The 17917-nt window shown below is 66.2% G+C and carries 20 protein-coding genes; 9 read left to right on the top strand and 11 right to left on the bottom strand.

The genetic code is table 11. The features are described from left to right. The first annotated feature begins 63 nt into the window (after positions 1 to 63). From ASD68_RS00505 to ASD68_RS00485, 5 genes are all read left to right on the top strand, one after another. The gene (locus tag ASD68_RS00505) at positions 64 to 1020 is read left to right on the top strand and encodes an acetyl-CoA carboxylase carboxyltransferase subunit alpha (RefSeq protein ID WP_056077504.1); all 957 of its coding nucleotides are present in this window, start codon (positions 64 to 66) and stop codon (positions 1018 to 1020) included. A gap of 97 nt (positions 1021 to 1117) precedes the next feature. Continuing rightward, positions 1118 to 1858: an NYN domain-containing protein gene (locus tag ASD68_RS00500; protein WP_056077500.1), complete on the top strand. Its 741-nt coding sequence runs from the start codon at positions 1118 to 1120 to the stop codon at positions 1856 to 1858. Then, positions 1855 to 3156 carry a tRNA lysidine(34) synthetase TilS gene (gene tilS / locus ASD68_RS00495; RefSeq protein WP_056602466.1) on the top strand — a complete coding sequence of 434 codons (1302 nt, stop codon included), beginning with the start codon at positions 1855 to 1857 and terminating at the stop codon, positions 3154 to 3156. The genes ASD68_RS00500 and tilS overlap by 4 nt, the downstream gene beginning before the upstream one ends. A 73-nt stretch (positions 3157 to 3229) precedes the next feature. Continuing rightward, positions 3230 to 3484, top strand: coding sequence for an exodeoxyribonuclease VII small subunit (locus ASD68_RS00490; protein WP_056077494.1), 255 nt, complete (start codon positions 3230 to 3232; stop codon positions 3482 to 3484). Continuing rightward, positions 3444 to 4349 (top strand): farnesyl diphosphate synthase, encoded by a 906-nt coding sequence (locus ASD68_RS00485; protein WP_056602464.1) that lies wholly within the window; start codon positions 3444 to 3446, stop codon positions 4347 to 4349. The genes ASD68_RS00490 and ASD68_RS00485 overlap by 41 nt, the downstream gene beginning before the upstream one ends. Positions 4350 to 4451: 102 nt before the next feature. Here ASD68_RS00485 and ASD68_RS00480 read toward each other — a convergent pair whose 3' ends face one another. Both ASD68_RS00480 and pmbA read right to left on the bottom strand, forming a co-directional pair. Further along, positions 4452 to 4805, bottom strand: coding sequence for a DUF4870 domain-containing protein (locus ASD68_RS00480; protein WP_255357409.1), 354 nt, complete (start codon positions 4803 to 4805; stop codon positions 4452 to 4454). A gap of 180 nt (positions 4806 to 4985) precedes the next feature. Next, on the bottom strand, positions 4986 to 6365 hold the full coding sequence (gene pmbA / locus ASD68_RS00475) for a metalloprotease PmbA (protein ID WP_056604932.1): 1380 nt from the start codon (positions 6363 to 6365) through the stop codon (positions 4986 to 4988). Positions 6366 to 6481: 116 nt separating this feature from the next. Here pmbA and ASD68_RS00470 point away from each other — a divergent pair, with 116 nt between their 5' ends. Both ASD68_RS00470 and yjgA read left to right on the top strand, forming a co-directional pair. Next, positions 6482 to 6700: a DUF1653 domain-containing protein gene (locus tag ASD68_RS00470; RefSeq protein WP_056080707.1), complete on the top strand. Its 219-nt coding sequence runs from the start codon at positions 6482 to 6484 to the stop codon at positions 6698 to 6700. A gap of 19 nt (positions 6701 to 6719) precedes the next feature. Further along, entirely contained in the window at positions 6720 to 7286 is a 567-nt protein-coding gene (gene yjgA / locus ASD68_RS00465; RefSeq protein ID WP_056602462.1) for a ribosome biogenesis factor YjgA, read from the top strand. A gap of 63 nt (positions 7287 to 7349) precedes the next feature. Here the strand turns inward: yjgA and ASD68_RS00460 are convergent, their stop codons facing one another. From ASD68_RS00460 to ASD68_RS00450, 3 genes are all read right to left on the bottom strand, one after another. Continuing rightward, a complete protein-coding gene (locus ASD68_RS00460) occupies positions 7350 to 8288 on the bottom strand; it encodes a Nudix family hydrolase (protein WP_056602460.1) in 939 nt (312 codons plus the stop codon). Positions 8289 to 8302: 14 nt separating this feature from the next. Then, the gene (locus ASD68_RS00455) at positions 8303 to 8788 is read right to left on the bottom strand and encodes a dihydrofolate reductase (RefSeq protein WP_056077476.1); all 486 of its coding nucleotides are present in this window, start codon (positions 8786 to 8788) and stop codon (positions 8303 to 8305) included. A 122-nt stretch (positions 8789 to 8910) separates the two neighbouring features. After that, the gene (locus ASD68_RS00450; RefSeq protein ID WP_056602458.1) at positions 8911 to 9705 is read right to left on the bottom strand and encodes a thymidylate synthase; all 795 of its coding nucleotides are present in this window, start codon (positions 9703 to 9705) and stop codon (positions 8911 to 8913) included. Positions 9706 to 9820: 115 nt separating this feature from the next. Between ASD68_RS00450 and ASD68_RS00445 the strand changes: the two genes are divergently transcribed. Beyond that, complete coding sequence (locus ASD68_RS00445) at positions 9821 to 10837, top strand: TIGR00266 family protein (RefSeq protein WP_056077468.1); 1017 nt, start codon at positions 9821 to 9823, stop codon at positions 10835 to 10837. Between the two features lie 112 nt (positions 10838 to 10949). Here the strand turns inward: ASD68_RS00445 and lgt are convergent, their stop codons facing one another. Then, positions 10950 to 11831, bottom strand: coding sequence for a prolipoprotein diacylglyceryl transferase (lgt, locus tag ASD68_RS00440; RefSeq protein WP_056080704.1), 882 nt, complete (start codon positions 11829 to 11831; stop codon positions 10950 to 10952). Positions 11832 to 12046: 215 nt separating this feature from the next. Between lgt and ASD68_RS00435 the strand changes: the two genes are divergently transcribed. Beyond that, positions 12047 to 14002 (top strand): S9 family peptidase, encoded by a 1956-nt coding sequence (locus ASD68_RS00435; protein WP_235578591.1) that lies wholly within the window; start codon positions 12047 to 12049, stop codon positions 14000 to 14002. Positions 14003 to 14063: 61 nt separating this feature from the next. Here ASD68_RS00435 and ASD68_RS00430 read toward each other — a convergent pair whose 3' ends face one another. The 5 genes from ASD68_RS00430 to ASD68_RS00410 all read right to left on the bottom strand — a co-directional run bounded on the left by ASD68_RS00430 (position 14064) and on the right by ASD68_RS00410 (position 17665). Next, positions 14064 to 14567 carry a TPM domain-containing protein gene (locus ASD68_RS00430; RefSeq protein WP_056077461.1) on the bottom strand — a complete coding sequence of 168 codons (504 nt, stop codon included), beginning with the start codon at positions 14565 to 14567 and terminating at the stop codon, positions 14064 to 14066. Then, positions 14567 to 15445 (bottom strand): TPM domain-containing protein, encoded by an 879-nt coding sequence (locus ASD68_RS00425; protein ID WP_056604929.1) that lies wholly within the window; start codon positions 15443 to 15445, stop codon positions 14567 to 14569. The genes ASD68_RS00430 and ASD68_RS00425 overlap by 1 nt, the downstream gene beginning before the upstream one ends. Further along, positions 15445 to 16062 carry a LemA family protein gene (locus ASD68_RS00420; RefSeq protein ID WP_056602454.1) on the bottom strand — a complete coding sequence of 206 codons (618 nt, stop codon included), beginning with the start codon at positions 16060 to 16062 and terminating at the stop codon, positions 15445 to 15447. Before ASD68_RS00420 ends, ASD68_RS00425 begins: the two co-directional genes overlap by 1 nt. 93 nt (positions 16063 to 16155) lie before the next feature. Further along, the gene (locus tag ASD68_RS00415) at positions 16156 to 17232 is read right to left on the bottom strand and encodes a glycoside hydrolase family 5 protein (protein ID WP_082545900.1); all 1077 of its coding nucleotides are present in this window, start codon (positions 17230 to 17232) and stop codon (positions 16156 to 16158) included. Between the two features lie 58 nt (positions 17233 to 17290). Next, positions 17291 to 17665: a diacylglycerol kinase gene (locus ASD68_RS00410; RefSeq protein ID WP_056080693.1), complete on the bottom strand. Its 375-nt coding sequence runs from the start codon at positions 17663 to 17665 to the stop codon at positions 17291 to 17293. Positions 17666 to 17917 lie beyond the last annotated feature (252 nt).

Below are 17917 nucleotides of genomic sequence, written 5' to 3'. Positions count from 1 at the left end.
GCGTTCCCGTGAAAAGCGGCCATGGCGGTATACTGCGAGGCTATCGTTCATGAATGAAAACGGATGAATCCCAACTTCCTCGACTTCGAACAACCCATCGCCGAACTGGACGCGAAAATTGAGGAGCTGCGCCACGCCAGCGATGGCCAGGCGTTCAATATCGACGAGGAAGTCGGCCGTCTGCGCGAGAAGCTGAAGATCAAGACGGCGGAGATTTTCCGCAACCTCAACTCCTGGCAGACCACCCAGCTGTCGCGCCACCCGGCGCGGCCGTACACGCTCGACTACATCGGCGTGATCTGCGAGGAATTCCACGAGCTGGCCGGCGACCGCATGTATGCCGACGACGGCGCCATCGTGGGCGGCCTGGGCCGCATCGACGGCCGGCCGGTAATGATCATCGGCCACCAGAAAGCCCGCGACACCAAGGGCAAGATCAAGCGCAACTTCGGCATGCCGAGGCCAGAGGGCTATCGCAAGGCGCTACGCCTGATGAAGATGGCCGAGCGCTTCCAGCTTCCGCTGTTTACCTTCATCGACACCATGGGCGCCTATCCCGGCATCGGTGCCGAGGAGCGCGGGCAAAGCGAGGCGATTGCCCGCAATCTGCTGGAAATGGCCGAGCTGAAGGTGCCGATCATCTGCACGGTGATTGGCGAAGGCGGTTCCGGCGGCGCGCTGGCCATCGGCGTCGGCGACCGCACGCTGATGTTGCAGTACTCGACCTATTCGGTGATCACCCCGGAGGGTTGCGCTTCGATTCTTTGGAAGAGCCCCGATAAAATCAAGGATGCCGCCGAGGCATTGGGCATGACCGCCCCGCGCCTGCTGGAACTGGGCCTGGTCGACAAGGTGGTACGCGAACCGCTGGGCGGCGCCCATCGCAATCCTCGCTCGATGGCGATCCGGCTCAAGGCCGTACTGCTGAACCAGCTCGACCAGCTGCAGGCGATGCCGACGACCGACCTGCTGGAACAGCGCTACAAGCGCCTGCGCGGTTACGGCGCGTATCAGGAATAGCCAAGATCGGGATTCGGGGAAAGGGTCGCGCTCAGACGGCTCCCACGGGCAGCGCGGCGCGGCGTTACCATCGGCGCATCCTTCGACGGAGAACGTCATGGCCCACGACGCCGCCAAACTTGCCGTACTGATCGACGCCGACAACGCCCAGCCATCGCTGGCGGAAGGGCTGCTGGCGGAGGTGGCCAAATACGGCACCGCCCACGTCAAGCGCGCCTACGGCGACTGGACCAGCCCGCAATTGCGTGGCTGGAAGGACCAGTTGCTGACCCAGTCGATCCAGCCGATCCAGCAGTTCGGCTACACCAGCGGCAAGAACGCCACCGACTCGGCGATGATCATCGATGCGATGGACCTGCTCTACACCAACCGCTTCGACGGCTTCTGCATCGTCTCCAGCGACAGCGATTTCACCCGGTTGGCCGGGCGCATCAGGGAATCGGGCCTGTTCGTCTACGGCTTCGGCGAACGCAAGACGCCGACGCCGTTCGTGGCCGCCTGCGACAAGTTCATCTACACCGACGTGCTGGCCAGCAGCGCTTCCACCGAAACCGAGGCAGCGCCGAAGCAGCGCTCGTCCAAGGAATTGCGCGGCGATACGCGCCTGGTGAACCTGCTGCGCAATGCCATCGAAGCCACCTCCGACGACGACACGGGCTGGGCGCAACTCTCGCGTGTCGGCCAGAACATCAACAAGCAATCGCCGGAGTTCGACTCGCGCAACTACGGCTACGCCAAGCTGAGCGGGCTGATCGGCGCCATCGGCCTGTTCGACGCCGAGGAGCGGCAGGTCGGCAACGGCAAGCACATCTACGTGCGGTCGCACGCCAGGAAATGAGCGACCCCCTGCAGCAACATCTCGCCGCCAGCCTGGCGGCGACCGAACCGGTGCCGCTGTGCGTGGGCTTCAGTGGCGGTGCCGATTCCACCGCCCTGCTGCACGCGCTGGCACAACTGCCACAGGCGCGTGCGAACGGCCTGCGGGCCTTGCACGTCAACCACGGTTTGCAGCACGACAGCGAGGCCTGGGCCGCGCATTGCCAGCGGTTCGGCGAGGCATGGGGCGTGCCTTGCGAGGTGGTGCGCGTGCAGGTCGAGGACGGACGTGGTGACGGGTTGGAAGCGGCGGCCCGACGCGCCCGTCACCAGGCGTTCGACGCGCACCTGCGCGAGGGTGAACGGCTGGTGCTGGCCCACCATCGCGACGACCAGGTGGAAACCGTATTGCTGAAACTCCTGCGCGGCGCCGGCCCGGACGGGCTGGGCGCGATGCGCACGTTGCGGCCGCTGGGCCATGCCCAATTGTGGCGGCCGATGCTGGACGTGCCGCGGGCGTCATTGCGCGCCTACGTCGAGGCGCACGGGCTGGCGTTCATCGAGGACCCCAGCAACGCCGACATCCAGCTGGCGCGCAACTACCTGCGCCACGAGATCCTGCCGCGACTGCAAGGTCATTGGCCGCAGGCAGCCGATTCGATCCTGCACAGCGCCGCCCTGAGCCGCGCTGCCGCCGATGCCTTGCGCTCGCAATGGCTGGGGGCACTGGAATGCCTGCGCGATCCGGCCACCGACAGTCTCGACGGCCAGGCCTGGCTGGCGCTCGTACCGGCGCTGCGCGATCCGCTGCTCGATCACTGGCTGCATGCACGCGGCCTGACCGCTCCCACCACGGCCCAGCGCCAGCAGATCGAACGGCAATTGCGCGAATCGCGCCCCGGAAAACTGCCCTGCATCCGCTGGCCCGGCACGGAATTGCATATCTGGCGGGGACGTCTCTGGAGCGTGCCGCCAGCCACAGCCGTCGACCCGCAATGGCAAACCGAGTGGCGCGGCGAGCCCCTGCACCTGCCCGATGGCGGTGAGCTGCACCTGCTACAAGGTGCGCAGCTCGTCCCGCCGATCACCGTACGCCTGCGCCGCGGTGGCGAACGGATCAAACCGGCGGGCGATGCGCACACACGCGAGCTGCGCGACCTGTTCCAGCAGGACATGATGCCGCCCTGGCGCCGCCCCGCCTGCCCGCTGCTGTATATCGACAACGAATTGGTGGCCGTTGCCGACCGCTGGGCCAGCGCCCGCGGCGCGGCACTTTTCCAGCAAGCCGGTGGTCGGCCGCAGTGGCGGCCCGGCCGCTGAAAGCCCACACGCGCCCGCGGCACAACCTCACGCCGATTGATTCCCTGCAGTCACTGCGTTAGCGTTGCGGGCCATGGCCAAGACTGCTCCCGCACCCGAAACACCGCCCGCCGCCGACTTCGAGCATTCGCTGGACGAGCTGGAGCAACTGGTGGCACGGATGGAAGGTGGCGAACTGAGTCTGGACGAATCACTCACCTCCTTCGAGCGCGGCATCGGCCTGTACCGCCACTGCCAGCAGTCGCTGGAGCAGGCCGAGTTGCGCGTGCGCCTGCTGCTTGATCCCGATGCCCCCGACAACGCCCAGCCGTTTGAACCCGAATCTTGAAGCGCTGATCCTGCGCGCCGAACAGGCGCTGGATCACCGCCTTCCACCCGCCGACCAGTCCCCCGCCGACCTGCACCGCGCGATGCGCTACGCCGTGCTCGGTGGCGGCAAACGGCTGCGCCCGCTGCTGGTGTACGCCGCCGCGCAGGCACTGGGCGAAGACGGCCCGCAACTCGATGCGGCCGCCTGCGCGGTCGAACTGATCCACGCCTATTCGCTGGTGCACGACGACCTGCCCGCGATGGACGACGACGCGCTGCGTCGCGGCCGCCCCACCTGCCACATCGTGTTCGGCGAAGCGATGGCCATCCTGGCTGGCGATGCGCTGCAGGCGCTGGCGTTCGAAATCCTGGCCGAGGACACCACCCGCCAGACCAGCCCCGAGACCGGCATGGCCATGCTGCGCACCCTGGGCCGCGCCTGCGGTGCCGAAGGCATGGCCGGCGGCCAGGCACTGGATCTCGCCGCCGTGGGCCAGCCGCTGACGCTGGCCCAGCTCGAACACATGCACGCCTGCAAGACCGGCGCGCTGATCCGCGCCTCCGTGCAACTGGGTGCCCTGGCCGCGGGCGGCGATGCCGACGTGCTGCTGGCACTGGATGATTACGCCAGCGCCGTGGGCCTGGCGTTCCAGGTGCGCGACGACATCCTGGACGTGGAAGGCGAATCCACCGTGATCGGCAAGACCGCCGGCAAGGACGCGGCCGCCGGCAAACCCACCTTCCCCTCGATCATCGGCCTCGACGCCTCGCGCGCACGGCTGGCCGAGCTGACCGACGTCGCACTGCATGCCATCGCGCCGCTGGGCGAACGCGGGGCGTTGCTGGAAGAGCTGGCCCGTTACGCCGCCGAGCGCGCCAACTGACCACGGCAACGCCATCGCTCCGGCAAGAAAAAAGGCAGCCTGATGGCTGCCTTTTTTTGGTCACCGCAAGTCGATCAGTACCAGTCGATCAACACCGGCAGATCACTTGATCAGGCGCAGCGTGAACGGGTAACGATAGGCCACGCCTTCGTTCGCCTTGATCGCGGCGATGATGGTGAACACCAGCCACGCGACAGCCAGCACCCCCAAAAGCAAAATACCTATCAGTACGAACATCAATATCCACGATATGGCCGCGGCAATCATCACGGTGATGTTGAAATTCAACGCCTCCTTCGCCTGATCCGCAGCGAACGGCATGGTGTCTTTCTTCACCAGCCAGATCACCAACGGGCCAAGGAAACACAACCAGCCCGCAGTGACCAAACCCAGCAACGCGGAAAGATGCCCGAACATCGCCCATTGGCGCTGCTCGGCCGATGGCGCACCGCCCAGCGGTGGCTCACCGGACGGCGGCGGGTTGTCGGGCGGCGGGGGTATGACGGACTCGGGTGGAACGCTCATTGCGCATCTCCTTGGCGTCGACAGCGCCGGCCAATTGCCGGTGCCTTGAATGCTAGCAAGCCTTGAGGGGCTGTGCAGACATGTCGCGACGCGCCACGCAAACCATTCGGCCTATTCCCCCGCCACCGTCATCCGCTCCAGCAGGATCGAGCCGGTGAGGATGTGCGAGCGCGGGTCCACATCCGTGCCCACCGCCACGATGCCGGCGAACATGTCGCGCAGGTTCGCGGCGATGGTGATCTCCTCCACCGGGTAGGCGATCACCCCGTTCTCGACCCAGAAGCCGGCCGCGCCACGCGAATAATCACCGGTGATCGTGGACACGCCCTGTCCCATCACCTCGGTCACCAGCAGACCGGTGCCCAGGCGCTGCAGCATGCCCGCGAAATCGTGGCGCGACTGATCGACACTGCCCGGCTCCACCACCAGGTTGTGGATGCCACCGGCATTGCCGGTGGAGGCCAGTCCCAGCTTGCGCGCCGAATAGCTGCCCAGCACGTAGCGCGCCAGCACGCCGCCTTCGACCAGCGCGCTGTCGCGCGTGGCCACGCCCTCGGCATCGAAATTGGCCGAACCCTGGCCACGCGGCAGCCGCGGCCGCTCGTTGATATCGAGCCAGGCCGGCATCACCGGCTTGCCCACGTGATCGAGCAGGAAGCTGGCCTGGCGATACAACGCACCGCCGCTCACCGCGCTCAGCAGATGACCGATCAGCCCGCGCGCCAGCTCCGGCGCGAACAGCACCGGGCACTGCCGCGTCGACAGGCTGCGCGCACCCACCCGCGCCAACGTGCGTTGGGCGGCCTTGTCGCCCAGGGCCCTGGCGCTGATGAAATCGCCGGCCGCGCGCACGCTGTCGTACCAGTAATCGCGCTGCATGCCATCGTCGTCGCCAGCAATCAGCGACAGCGACAGCGAATGCCGGGTGCCGCGCTCGCGGCCCACGAAACCATGCGAGTTGGCGTACACCGACAGCCCCTGCCCGGCCTGCACGCCGGCGCCATCGGAATTGGTGATGCCGGCGTGGGCGCGACCGGCTTCCTCGATCGCGATGCCCAGCTCGATCGCCTGCGCGGTGTCGATGTCCCACGGATGCCACGTGTCCAGGTCGGGAAAGGCATCGGCCATGCGCGCGGGATCGGCCAGGCCGGCGGCGGGATCTTCCTCGGTATAGCGGGCGATGGCGCAGGCCTGGTCCAGCGTGGCCTGCAGCGAATCGGGATGCAGGTCGGCGGTGCTGGCCGAGCCCTTGCGCTGGCCGAAATACACGGTGAGCCCGAAGCCGCGGTCGCGTGTGTGCTCCACCGTTTCCACCTCGCCCAGGCGCACGTTGACGCTCAGGCCGGTGTCGATGCTGGCGGCCACCTCGGCCTGGCTGGCGCCGGCGGCACGGGCGCGGCGGATCACGTCCTCGGCCAGTTCGGCCAGGCGGTCCAGATCCTGCTGGCTGCTGTCGCGGGTGCTGCGATCCTGGCTGGTAACTTCGCTCACATCGGTTTCCTGCAATTTGAAGAGGGTAGAATGCACGGTTCGCAACCGCTCGACAGCCCGACATGGGGTCGACGCGGCCAAATGAAAAGCGCGCCAGCCGAAAGCAGGACACCGCCATGACTGTAGTCGCCGGCGTCTACCGCCACTACAAGGGCCAGCCGTATCGCGTGCTGGGCACCGCCCGCCACAGCGAGACGATGGAACCGTTGGTCGTCTACCAGGCGCTCTACGGCGAGCGCGGCCTGTGGGTACGACCGGCCGCGATGTTCAGCGAAATCATCGAGGTGAACGGCGCGCCGGTGGCACGCTTCGCCCTCGAACAAGCCGACACCTGACCCACCACAGGAATACACCGTGAGCCCCAGCCGCAGCCGCAACCAGACCGAACTGTCCGACGAGGACTACGGCCCCAGCCGCACCCAGCAACGCCGCGAGGCGCTGGCCACGCTGACCCTGGCCAGGCAGCTGGTGGAGCTGCCGCCCAGCCGCCTGGCCAAGCTGCAACTGCCCGACGACGTGCGCGACGAAGTGGCCACCACCCGCCGCATCACCGCCCACATCGCACACAAGCGGCAACTGGCCTACCTGGCCAAGATCATGCGTCGGCATGGCGATGAGGCATTCGATTCGGTGCGTGCCGAACTGGGCGAAAACCGCGATCGCCAACGCCAGGAAAAAGCCGCCATGCACCGGCTGGAAGCGCTGCGCGAGCAGTTGCTGGGCGAGGACGAGGGCGCCCTGTCGGCGCTGATCACGGAGCATCCCGGGTTGGACCGGCAGCACCTGCGTTCGCTGATCCGTCAGGCCCGCAGCGAGCGCGACACCAACAAGCCACCACGCGCCTACCGCGAGATTTTCCAGTTGCTGAAGGAATTGACGGCCGACGGTGATGGCGATTCTGTGCCCGACGAGGCCATGTAGGAGCGCACCCTGTGCGCGATGCTTTTTGCGCGAGGGAAGAGCCATCGCGCACAGGGTGCGCTCCTACGAATCAGGCCAGAAGCCGCCGATACCCGCCACGCCCTGCGCCCCCGCCGCGCACGCTTCCCGCGACATCGACGGACCCATGCCACCCAGCGCATAAACCGGCAACGCCGCCGCTTCAGCCAGCGCGTGAAACGCGGGCCAACCCAACGGTGTGGCACCCGGGTGGCTGGCGGTCGTGGCGACCGGGGACAAGGTGGCGAAATCCGCCCCCAGTGCCACGGCGTGGGCCAACTCTTCCGCATCATGACAACTGGCCGCGATCAGCTGCCGCCACGGCAATGGGCGCTCCGCCAAGGTAACCAGTTGCGCCTTTTTCAGGTGCACACCGACACCCAGCGCACGCGCGCCGTCGATATCCTCGTTCAACAGCAGTTGGGCGCCGTACCGTTCGGCCAGCGGCAACAAGTCCGCGGCCAATTCCCGCACCTCATCGCGCGGCCACAGCGGCAGGCGAAGTTGCAGCAGGCGTTCGCCGTACACGATGGCGGCGGCCAGCTGTTCGCGCCAATGGTCGCGCTGCACCAGCGGCGCATCGGCCGGCGTGATGGGATAGCTCTTGGGCAACCGCAACGCCTGCAGCAGCGGGCGATCGGCCGGTGCCAGTTGCACCGGGTCGACATCGATCGGCAATTGCCAGCGCAATGCCTGGCCTTCCAGTGATCGCGGCTCGCCGCGCCAGCGGGTGACACACCAGGCATCGAGCAACAGCTCGTGGTGGTTGTAGCGCCAGGGAATGCGGATGAGCGGCGTGGCCTGTTCCACGGCCACGCCCAGTTCCTCGTCGAGTTCGCGCGCCAGCGCCGCCAGCGGCGTCTCGCCCGCTTCCAGCTTGCCACCGGGGAATTCCCAGGCGCCGGCCAGGTGCTTGCCCGGCGGGCGCTGGGCCAGCAGCAGCCGGCCATCGGCATCGATCAGCGCGGCCGCGACCACGTGCACGGCGGCGGCCCGGCTCAGCTGTTGCGCAGGTATTCGACCATGTCGAAGGCGTAGGCGTGCTCCGCATCCGCCGCGTGGTGCACGCGCGACACCTCGGTCCACTCGCTGAAATGCACGCCGGGGAAAAACGTGTCGGCACCATCGATCGCCGCGCCGACCCAGGTGAGGTACATGCGGCGGGCCTTGGGCATCGCCTCGGAAAAGACCTGGCCGCCGCCGATCACCATCAACCCGGTGCCGCAAAGCGCCTGCGCCTCTTCCACCGAGCGCACGGTGATCTGGCCCGGAAACGGTGCCTCGTGCTTGCGCGACAACACCAGGTTGGTACGGTCCGGCAGCGCACGGCCGATCGATACGGCGGTGTTGTAACCCATCAACACATGCTTGCCCACGGTCAACTGCTTGAACCAGCGCAGGTCGTCCGGCAGATGCCAGGGCAACTGGCCGTTGCGGCCAATGGCAAAGTTCTCGTCGAGTGCCGCAATCAGCGATATGGCCATGAAGAAACTCCGGGATGCAAAAGTTTGATGATCGGGCAGGAGCCTGCGGCGGGCACGGTGCGTGGCATCACCATTCTAGCGATGAACACGACCCCGGTGACGCCGCGCGCCGGCTCGAATCGCTATACCGCCACCGGCGCCTTGATCGCCGGATGCGATACGTAATCCTCAATGACGATGTCCTCGTAACGGAAATTGCCCAGCTCGCGCACGGCCGGGTTCAACGCCAGCCGCGGCAGCGCCAGCGGCTCGCGCGTCAGCTGCAGGCGCGCCTGTTCGAGGTGGTTGTTGTACAGGTGCGCGTCGCCCAGCGTATGGATGAAGTCGCCCACCTGCAGGCCGCACACCTGCGCCACCATGTGGGTGAGCAAGGCGTAGCTGGCGATGTTGAACGGCACGCCCAGGAAGATGTCGCCCGAGCGCTGGTACAGCTGGCAGCTGAGCTTGCCGTCGGCCACATAGAACTGGAACAGCGTGTGGCAGGGCATCAAGGCCATTTTCGGCAGTTCGCCCACGTTCCAGGCGCTGACGATCAGGCGGCGAGAATCGGGATTGCGGCGGATCTCGTCGACCACCCAGCGGATCTGGTCCACCGCCTCGCCGTCGGCGGTAGGCCACGCCCGCCACTGCTGGCCGTAGACCGGCCCCAGATTGCCCTCGGCATCGGCCCACTCATCCCAGATGCGCACGCCGTGTTCTTTCAGGTAGCCGATATTGGTGTCGCCGCGCAGGAACCAGATCAGCTCGTGCACGATCGATTTCAGGTGCAGTTTCTTGGTAGTGACCAGCGGAAAACCTTCCGCCAGGTTGAAGCGCATCTGCCAGCCGAACACGCTGCGCGTGCCGGTGCCGGTGCGATCACTTTTTTCGGTGCCATGGTCGAGGACGTGGCGGAGCAGGTCGAGATAGGCGCGCATCGGGCAAGTATAGGTGGCGGCGCCCCTTACGCGAACCGCGCGACCGCCCCGCGCCATTCCCGCACGGTCCGAACCGGGCTTAGACTCGGGCTTTTCCAACGACGAGAGCGACGCCATGGCGCAGTGGTACTTCAGTTACGGCAAGAACACCGAGCGGCTGGGCCCGTTCGACGATACCGCGGCGAAGGCGCAGGCCCGGCGCCAGCCCGACGGCTACTGCTGGAGCGAGGGTTTTGCCGAATGGAAGCCGATCCGCAGCGTGGCCGCGCTGGCCGATGAAGTCACCCTCGTGCCGCCGCCGATGCCGCCATCCATGAGCGGCAGCCGCGCCGACGAGATCGACTACCGCATCGTGGGTACCGACATGCAGTTCGTGGAGATCGAGCTCGACCCTGGCGAAAGCGCCATCGCCGAGGCCGGCGCACTGATGTACAAGGAGTCGGCGGTGCAGATGGATACCGTGTTTGGCGACGGCGCCAGCAGTGGCCAGTCCGGCGGCGGCCTGATGGACAAGCTGCTCTCCGCCGGCAAGCGCGTGGTCACCGGCGAAAGCCTGTTCACCACCGTGTTCACCCATCGCGGCCAGGGCAAGGCCAAGGTGGCGTTCGCCGCGCCCTACCCCGGCACCGTGATGGCGATGAAACTATCCGACCACGGCGGCCGGCTGATCTGCCAGAAAGACGCGTTCCTGGCCGGCGCCCGCGGCGTGCAGCTGGGCATCTTCTTCCAGCGCAAGATCCTCACCGGCCTGTTCGGCGGCGAGGGTTTCATCATGCAGAAACTCGAAGGCGACGGCTGGGTTTTCGTGCACGCCGGCGGCACCGTGATGCAGCGCGAACTGGCGGCGGGCGAGCGGCTGGATGTGGATACCGGCTGCGTGGTGGCGTTCCATGACGGCGTCAGCATGGACGTCCATCCGGTAGGCGGCATCAAGAGCATGCTGTTCGGCGGCGAAGGCATGTTCCTGGCCACGCTGACCGGCCCCGGCACGGTCTGGCTGCAGTCGCTGCCGTTCTCGCGCATGGCCGGGCGCATGCTGGCGGCGGCGCCGCAGGGTGGCGGTCAGCGGCGTGGCGAAGGTTCCATCCTGGGCGGTCTGGGCGACATCCTGGGCGGCGACCGCAACTTCTGACGCCACCTGAATGTGGGAGCGACTTCAGTCGCGATGCTTCTGCACTGGAGCTTCAAAGCGAGAGCATCGCGACTGAAGTCGCTCCTACAATTTTTTTGCGGCGAATCGCCTGTCAGGCGTTCGCCAACGGCAGCGTCGGGGCCCGGCGTGACATCGCGATCAGCACCACGCCGATGACGATCAGCGGCAGCGACTGCATCTGCCCCATCGTCACCCACGACGTGCCGAACAGGTAGCCAAGCTGCGGATCGGGCACGCGCACGAATTCCACCGCGAAGCGGAAGCAGCCGTAGAGCAGCGCAAACAGCCCGGAGACCAGATAACGCGGCCGCGGCTTCAACGACACCAGCCACACGATGACGAACATCGCCACGCCTTCCAGCAGCATCTCGTACAGCTGCGATGGATGTCGCGGCAGGCCACCGTATTGCTGCAAGGTGGGCCACAGCGCGGGATGGCTGGTTGCATAGGCCACATCCTCCGCATGCGCATTGGGGAAAATCATGGCCCACGACAGCGTCGTGGGCTTGCCCCACAGCTCGCCGTTGATGAAGTTGCCCAGCCGGCCCAGCCCCAGGCCGATCGGCACCAGCGGCGCCACGAAATCGATGGTGTCGAAGAAATGCAGGCTCTGCCGCCGCGACCACCACCAGCCCGCGGCCAGCACGCCCAGCAGGCCGCCGTGGAAACTCATGCCGCCGTCCCACACCTTGAACAGCGCCAACGGATCGCGCCAGATCCAGCCGATGCCACCCTCGTAATAGAACAGCATGTACCACACGCGCCCGCCCACGATCACGCCCATCATGCCGTAGAAAAACAGGTCGCCCAGCGCATCGCGGGTCACCGGCAAACGGCCGTGCCGGCGGCGGTACTCGCCCAGCACCGCCACGAAGAAGAACCCGAGCAGATACATCAGCCCGTACCAGTGGACCTGGACCGGACCAAGCTGAAAGGCAACCGGGTCGAACGCGACGATGTGAGGCTGGGACATGGCGGCCAGGCTGGCAAACAATTGCCTAGTGTAGCGGGCCGCGAATAGGCGGACACCCACTTACGAACCCCTTTTCCTGTGGCTAGAATCCGCCGAAGCAGACCGGTTCCACCGGGGGGTGGGACGGATGGCAGGTTTGCGAGTTGCACATTCGACCGGATCGCCGCGCCTGTCGCGGCGTAAGCCTTCACACGGAACGTACCAGGGGAAAACCGATGTCTCATCGCGTCATGCGGACGGCACTGTCCGCGTTTTGCCTGCTGCTGCCTGCCGTCGCTGCAGCGACCGACCTGATCCCGGTCGAGAACTTCGCGCGTCACGCGTTGCTGTCCATGCCGACGCTCTCGCCAGACGGCAAGCACCTGGCGGTAAACATGAACGAAATCGACGGCGACTCGCACATGTTGGCGGTCTACGACCTGGACGACATGACCCGGCCGATAAGCATGCTGCGCCTGCCCAAGTACGAGCTCGCCACCGGCATCACGTGGGTCAGCAATACCCGGTTGGTGGTGGAAAAAGGCAAGCAATACGGTTCGATCGACAAGCCGGTAAGCACCGGCGAAATCCTCGCCACCGATATCGATGGCAAGCATCAGGACTACCTGTACGGTTTCGAGAGCAAGTTCGGCACGCGGGCGGCGACGCGCGGTACCGACCGCGGCTGGGGTTTCGTCGATGGATTGCCTACACCTGTCAATGGCCACTTCTACATGGCTACGCAGAACTGGGACAACAATGACTACAGCACCCTGTATGACGTCGACGCAAGCCGAAATACCCGGAAACTGATCGGCAAGATCGGCGTGGGTGGATTGAGTTTCATGGTGGACGCCGCTGGGCAGGCCGTCTATGCGTACGGCCGTGACGACAGCTGGAATTATGTCGTCTATCGCCAGGGACCCCATGGCTGGCTCCAGTTGAGCGCGGCCACGATCGGGGGCAGCTTTACCCCGCTATTTCCCACCCCCGACGGGAAGCGTATCTACGCCAAATACAACGCCGGCGGTGGGCCGCTTTCACTGGTGGAACAGGACGAGGACGGCGGCAACCGCAAGACGCTCGCCAGCGACGCTTTCAGCAGCATCGGAAATATCCAGTGGACGGCTTTGCCCTACCGGCCATTTGCCACGACACCCGCCACCGGCCTGCCGATGGTCACCTACATCGACGCCACCTCGCCAGAAGGCAAATTGCACCAGGCTCTCAGCCTGAAGTTCCCCGGCAAGCTGGTCAATTTCATCAACTACAGCGAGGACGGCGGCAAGCTGTTGTTTTCGGTCAGCAGCGACCGCGACCCGGGAACCTATTTCCTGATCGACACGCACGTCTACAAGGTAACCAAGCTTTTCGCCGTGGCGCCGTGGATCGACCCGACGAAAATGGCCGAGCGACGGCCACTGCATTTCAGGACTGATGATGGCGTCGAACTGGACGCCATTCTGACGATTCCCAACGGTGTCAATCCGCGCAACCTGCCGATGGTCCTGCTGCCGCACGGTGGCCCGGTCGGGGTGCAGGACGACTGGTTCTACGACACCGACGCACAGTTCCTGGCCAATCGCGGTTATCTGGTGCTGCAGGTGAACTATCGCAGTTCAGGCGGCCGTGGCGCGGATTTTCTGGAGGCCGGCTACCTGAAATGGGGCACCCGCATCCAGCAGGATCTGATCGATGGCGTGAAGTGGGCGATTGCCGAGAAATATGCCGACCCTCAGCGCATTTGCGTTTACGGCGGCAGTTTCGGCGGTTACTCGGCGATGATGACCACCATCCGCGCGCCAGGCATGTTCAAGTGCGCCGTCGGCTACGCCGGCATCTACGACCTGGCCATGATGTACAAGAAGGGCGACATCAAGAGCAACGAGTCCGGTCGCAGCTACCTCAAGACGGTGATCGGCAAGGACGATGCCGACCTTGCCGCCAACTCCCCCGACAAACTGGCCGACAAGATCGACGTACCGGTGCTGCTGATCCACGGCGAGGACGACAAGCGCGCACCGTTCGCGCAAGCCAAGGCGATGCGCGCCGCACTGGATGCCGCGCACAAACCCTACGAATGGCTGAGCAAGCCTGGCGAAGGCCACGGTTTCTACGACGAGAAGAACAACATCGAGTTCTACAACCGTCTGCAGGCCTTTCTGGAAAAGCACATCGGCAAGGGCGCATGACCGATACGCCAGTCAGGTAAACCCGCCATGCCGCCATGGAGGCGTCTTGCCGGAGTCCGGCTCAGAGCAATACGGGCCGGTCCGGCAACTCGTCGGGATTGGCGCGGTCGGTGCCGGGAAAATGCTGCGCCAGCAAGACATTGGCGCGAGCGATGCCTTCGAGGCTGCCCTCGCGCCATCGCCCGCCGGCGTAGTGCTGCTGAATGCGCGCGCAGATCGCATCCCACTCGTCGGCCGCCATTGTCGCGGCGATGCCACGGTCTACGACGATCTCGATGCGGTGCTCGGCCATCAGCACGTAGAACAGCACGCCTGTATTGAGCTCGGTGTCCCACACCCGCAACTGCGCGAACAGCTGCCGGGCACGCATCGCAGCGTCGAGGCCCGCCAACACATCCAGCGGCGCCAGTCGCGACTCCACCACGAAACGGATTTCTCCCAGGTGGGTACGTTCGCCCTCGGTGATCGCTGCGGCCATATCGTCCAGCAACGCAGCCGGGAAGCGTCGACGCAACTGGAACCAGCCGCCGCACAGGTTTGCCCATAACCGCCGCACGCGCCCCATTACCAGCTCCCCGAAGAACCGCCGCCGCCGAAGCTGCCGCCACCGCCGCTGAAACCACCGCCACCGCCGAAGCCACCGCCACCAAAGCCGCCGCCACCGCCGAACCCGCCCCAGCCACCGTGGCCGATCGAGCGGGCCGCGCCGCCGGGCAGCAGCATCAGCAGGCCGCCGACGATCGCGCCGACGATGCCGGCGCCGATCGAGATCAGCAGCCACAGCAACCCGCCGACCAGCACCGCGCCCACCGGCGCGCGCAGCCACGACGGCGCACGCGCCAGCAGGTTGCGCAGGAACAGAGCGGCAAACAGGCCGACCATCAGGCCGCCCTGCAGGCCGAGGCCGGGCCGCTCGCGCTCGGCGTTGCCCTGCACCGGCGGAGGCAAGGGTTCGCCATCGATCAACTGGGTCAGCGCGCCGACCGCATCGCCGATGCCGCCGAAATAGTCGCCGGTACGGAATTTCGGCGCGATGTATTCGCGGATGATCCGCGCCGTGGCGGCGTCGGGGATGGCGCCTTCCAGGCCGTAACCCACTTCGATGCGCACGTGGCGGTCGTCCTTGGCGACCAGCAGCAGCACGCCGTCATCGGTGCCCTTGCGGCCGATCTTGTTGGCTTCGGCCACCGCCAGCGAGTAGCTCTCGATGTCCTGCTCGCCGGTGCTGCGCACCATCAGCACGACCAGTTGCGCGCCCTTGCTGCGCTCCAGCGCCACCAGTTGCTGATCGAGCTGGTCGACCTGCGCGGCTGTGAGTGTTCCGCTCAGGTCGGTAACGTGGCGCTTCAGTTGCGGCACGCTGTCGGCTGCCTGCAGCAGAAGCGGCCACAGCAACGCCAGCGCCAGCACGGCGCACCAGCGCGGCGTGCGCAGGAAACCCATCAACGGGTGGCGGCAGGTGCCGGCGCCGTAGTGCCGAAATCAACCGTGGGCGCGGTGGAGATCGCCTTCTCGTTGTCCACGCTGAAGTTGGGCTTCACCTTGTAGCCGAACATCTTGGCGGTGAGGTTGTTGGGGAAGGTGCGGATCATGCCGTTGTATTGCTGCACCGCCTGCACGTAGCGGTTGCGTGCCACGGTGACCCGGTTCTCGGTGCCTTCCAGTTGCGCCTGCAGGTTCTGGAACAGGCCGTTGGCCTTCAGCTCGGGATAGTTCTCGCTGACCACCATCAGGCGCGACAACGCGCTGCCCAGTTCGCCCTGTGCCGCCTGGAACTGCCGGATCTTCTGCGGGTCGTCCAGCGAATCGGCGTTGATCTGCAGGCTGCCGACCTTGGCCCGCGCCTGGGTCACCTCGACGAACACCTTCTCCTCGTGCTGCGCGTAACCCTTGACCGTGTTGACCAGGTTGGGCACCAGATCGGCGCGCCGCTGGTACTGGTTGAGCACCTCGGACCAGGCGGCCTTGACCGCCTCATCCTGCTTCTGGATCGCGTTGTAGCCGCAACCGGTGAGGCTGAAGGCGAGCAGCAGCAACACGAGAGGGCGAAGAAGTTTCATGGGCGGCTCCGGTCGGTGGAGGCGCCATTGCAGCATTACCGCCCGGCCCGCGCAAATCGACGCCAGCCGGGCCTCGGCAAGCCGGCTGTCACATCACGGCTCTTGCGCGGCGGCTATCACAGCTTGGCCGGCAGCGCCCCGGTCGGCAATCGTGGACATGCGCAACCGACGCCGCGGCCAGCCGCCCGCATCGAGCGCCGGCCAGCTGCGCACGATCGTCCGGACATGCGCCCCCGACGCGGTGAGCTGCGCCTCGGCCCAGCCGCCGGTGGCGCTGGCACCGGGCACCAGCGCCGCGGCGCCCTCAGCCTTGTCGGTGATGCTCCAGTTGACGTTGCTGATGTGGTTGGTCCTGAGGAAGGCCATCCACGCGGCGGTCTCGCCCTCGGCCACCGCGCCATCACCATTGGCGTTGACCGTGCCCCATTCGGTCACGAACAGCGGTACACCCTTGTCCAGCGCCACCTGTGCCTTGTCCCGCAACGCCTGGCCATGTGTGCCGGCGTAAAAATGCAGGGCGTAGGCGATGTTGGCGTAGCCGGTGATCGGATCGCTGGCGGCCACGTCCACATCCTGCGACCAGTGCGGCGTGCCCACCACGATCAGGTTGTCCGGGTCGATCGCGCGGATGGCGCCGATCACGGCTTCGGCGTACGGCTTCAGCGCGTCGTGCCACGAAACGTCCAGCGGCTCGTTGTAGATCTCGTAGATCACGTTGTCGCGATGGCCGTACGTGCGCGCCATGTCCTGGAAAAAGGCGACCGCCTGCGCGCGGTACTGCTCGGCATGGTGCGAGTGCCAGTCGATGATCACGTACATGTCGTTGGCGATCGCGGCGTCCACCACGGTCGCCACGCGCTGCCTGTTCGAGGCATCGGCCAGATAGCCGCCAGGCGCATCCACGCCCATGGCGGCGCGCACGATGCCGGCGTTCCAGTCTTTTTTCAGCCAGGCCACGGCCTGGGCGTTGTAGAAGCGCTCACCGCCCCAGCCGGTGTTGCTCCAGAAAAAGCTGTTGCCCGACACGCTGCCCGGCTGGCCGCCGATCAGCACCTTGTTGCCGTGGGTGGACAACGGCGCCACGGCGCCCTGCGCGGCAGCGGAAAGCAGCCACAGGCTTGCGGCAAACGCGGCCAAGGCCCCACGCAGACAGGGTTTTTTGCAAGCCATGATTTGTCCCCCTGCAACACGGTGCAACGCGGTCCCGCCGCGTGTCACCGCCTGTGTCTCAGCCGAAAAAGCGCGGCCCGAGCACCAGTACCCAGCTCAATACCACCAGCATCATCAGCACGAACACGGCCGCCGAGCCCATGTCCTTGGCCCTGCCGGCCAGTTCATGGATCTCCGGGCAGACCTTGTCCACCACCGCCTCGATCGCCGAATTGAGCAACTCCGCCGACAGCACCAGCAGCGGCGGGCCGACCAGCGCCAGCTTCTCGAGCGGCCCATGCCCCAGCCACAAGCCCAGCGGCACCACCACGATCGCCAGGCAGGCCTCCAGCCGGAACGAGGCCTCGTGCCGCCAGGCGGCCTTCAGGCCTTTCATCGACCAGCGGAAGGCGTTCCAGACTTGCCGTGGCCCGCGAAAACCTTCAGCAGCCATGTACGGCGTCCCCACTGCGCGATCGACCATCGGAAAGCTGTGGCCGGAACGCGGCCTCGCTGCTGAAACCATGGGGCATGGCGGATGAAACTCTCGGTCAGGTGGCGATGGCGCCGAGCGTCGATGATGCCACAGCAGGCCTGGTGCAACATTGAAAACCAGGCCGGATCGTCCACGATTTGCCCACGCTGTCACGCCGCAGTGCAGCTAGCGCCTGCGCCGAAGTGGGGTACCCTCGCCCGGTTGTGGTGC

This window comes from Rhodanobacter sp. Root627, from assembly GCF_001427835.1.
GTDB lineage: Bacteria > Pseudomonadota > Gammaproteobacteria > Xanthomonadales > Rhodanobacteraceae > Rhodanobacter > Rhodanobacter ginsenosidimutans.
This window is presented reverse-complemented; position numbering and strand designations above follow the sequence as displayed.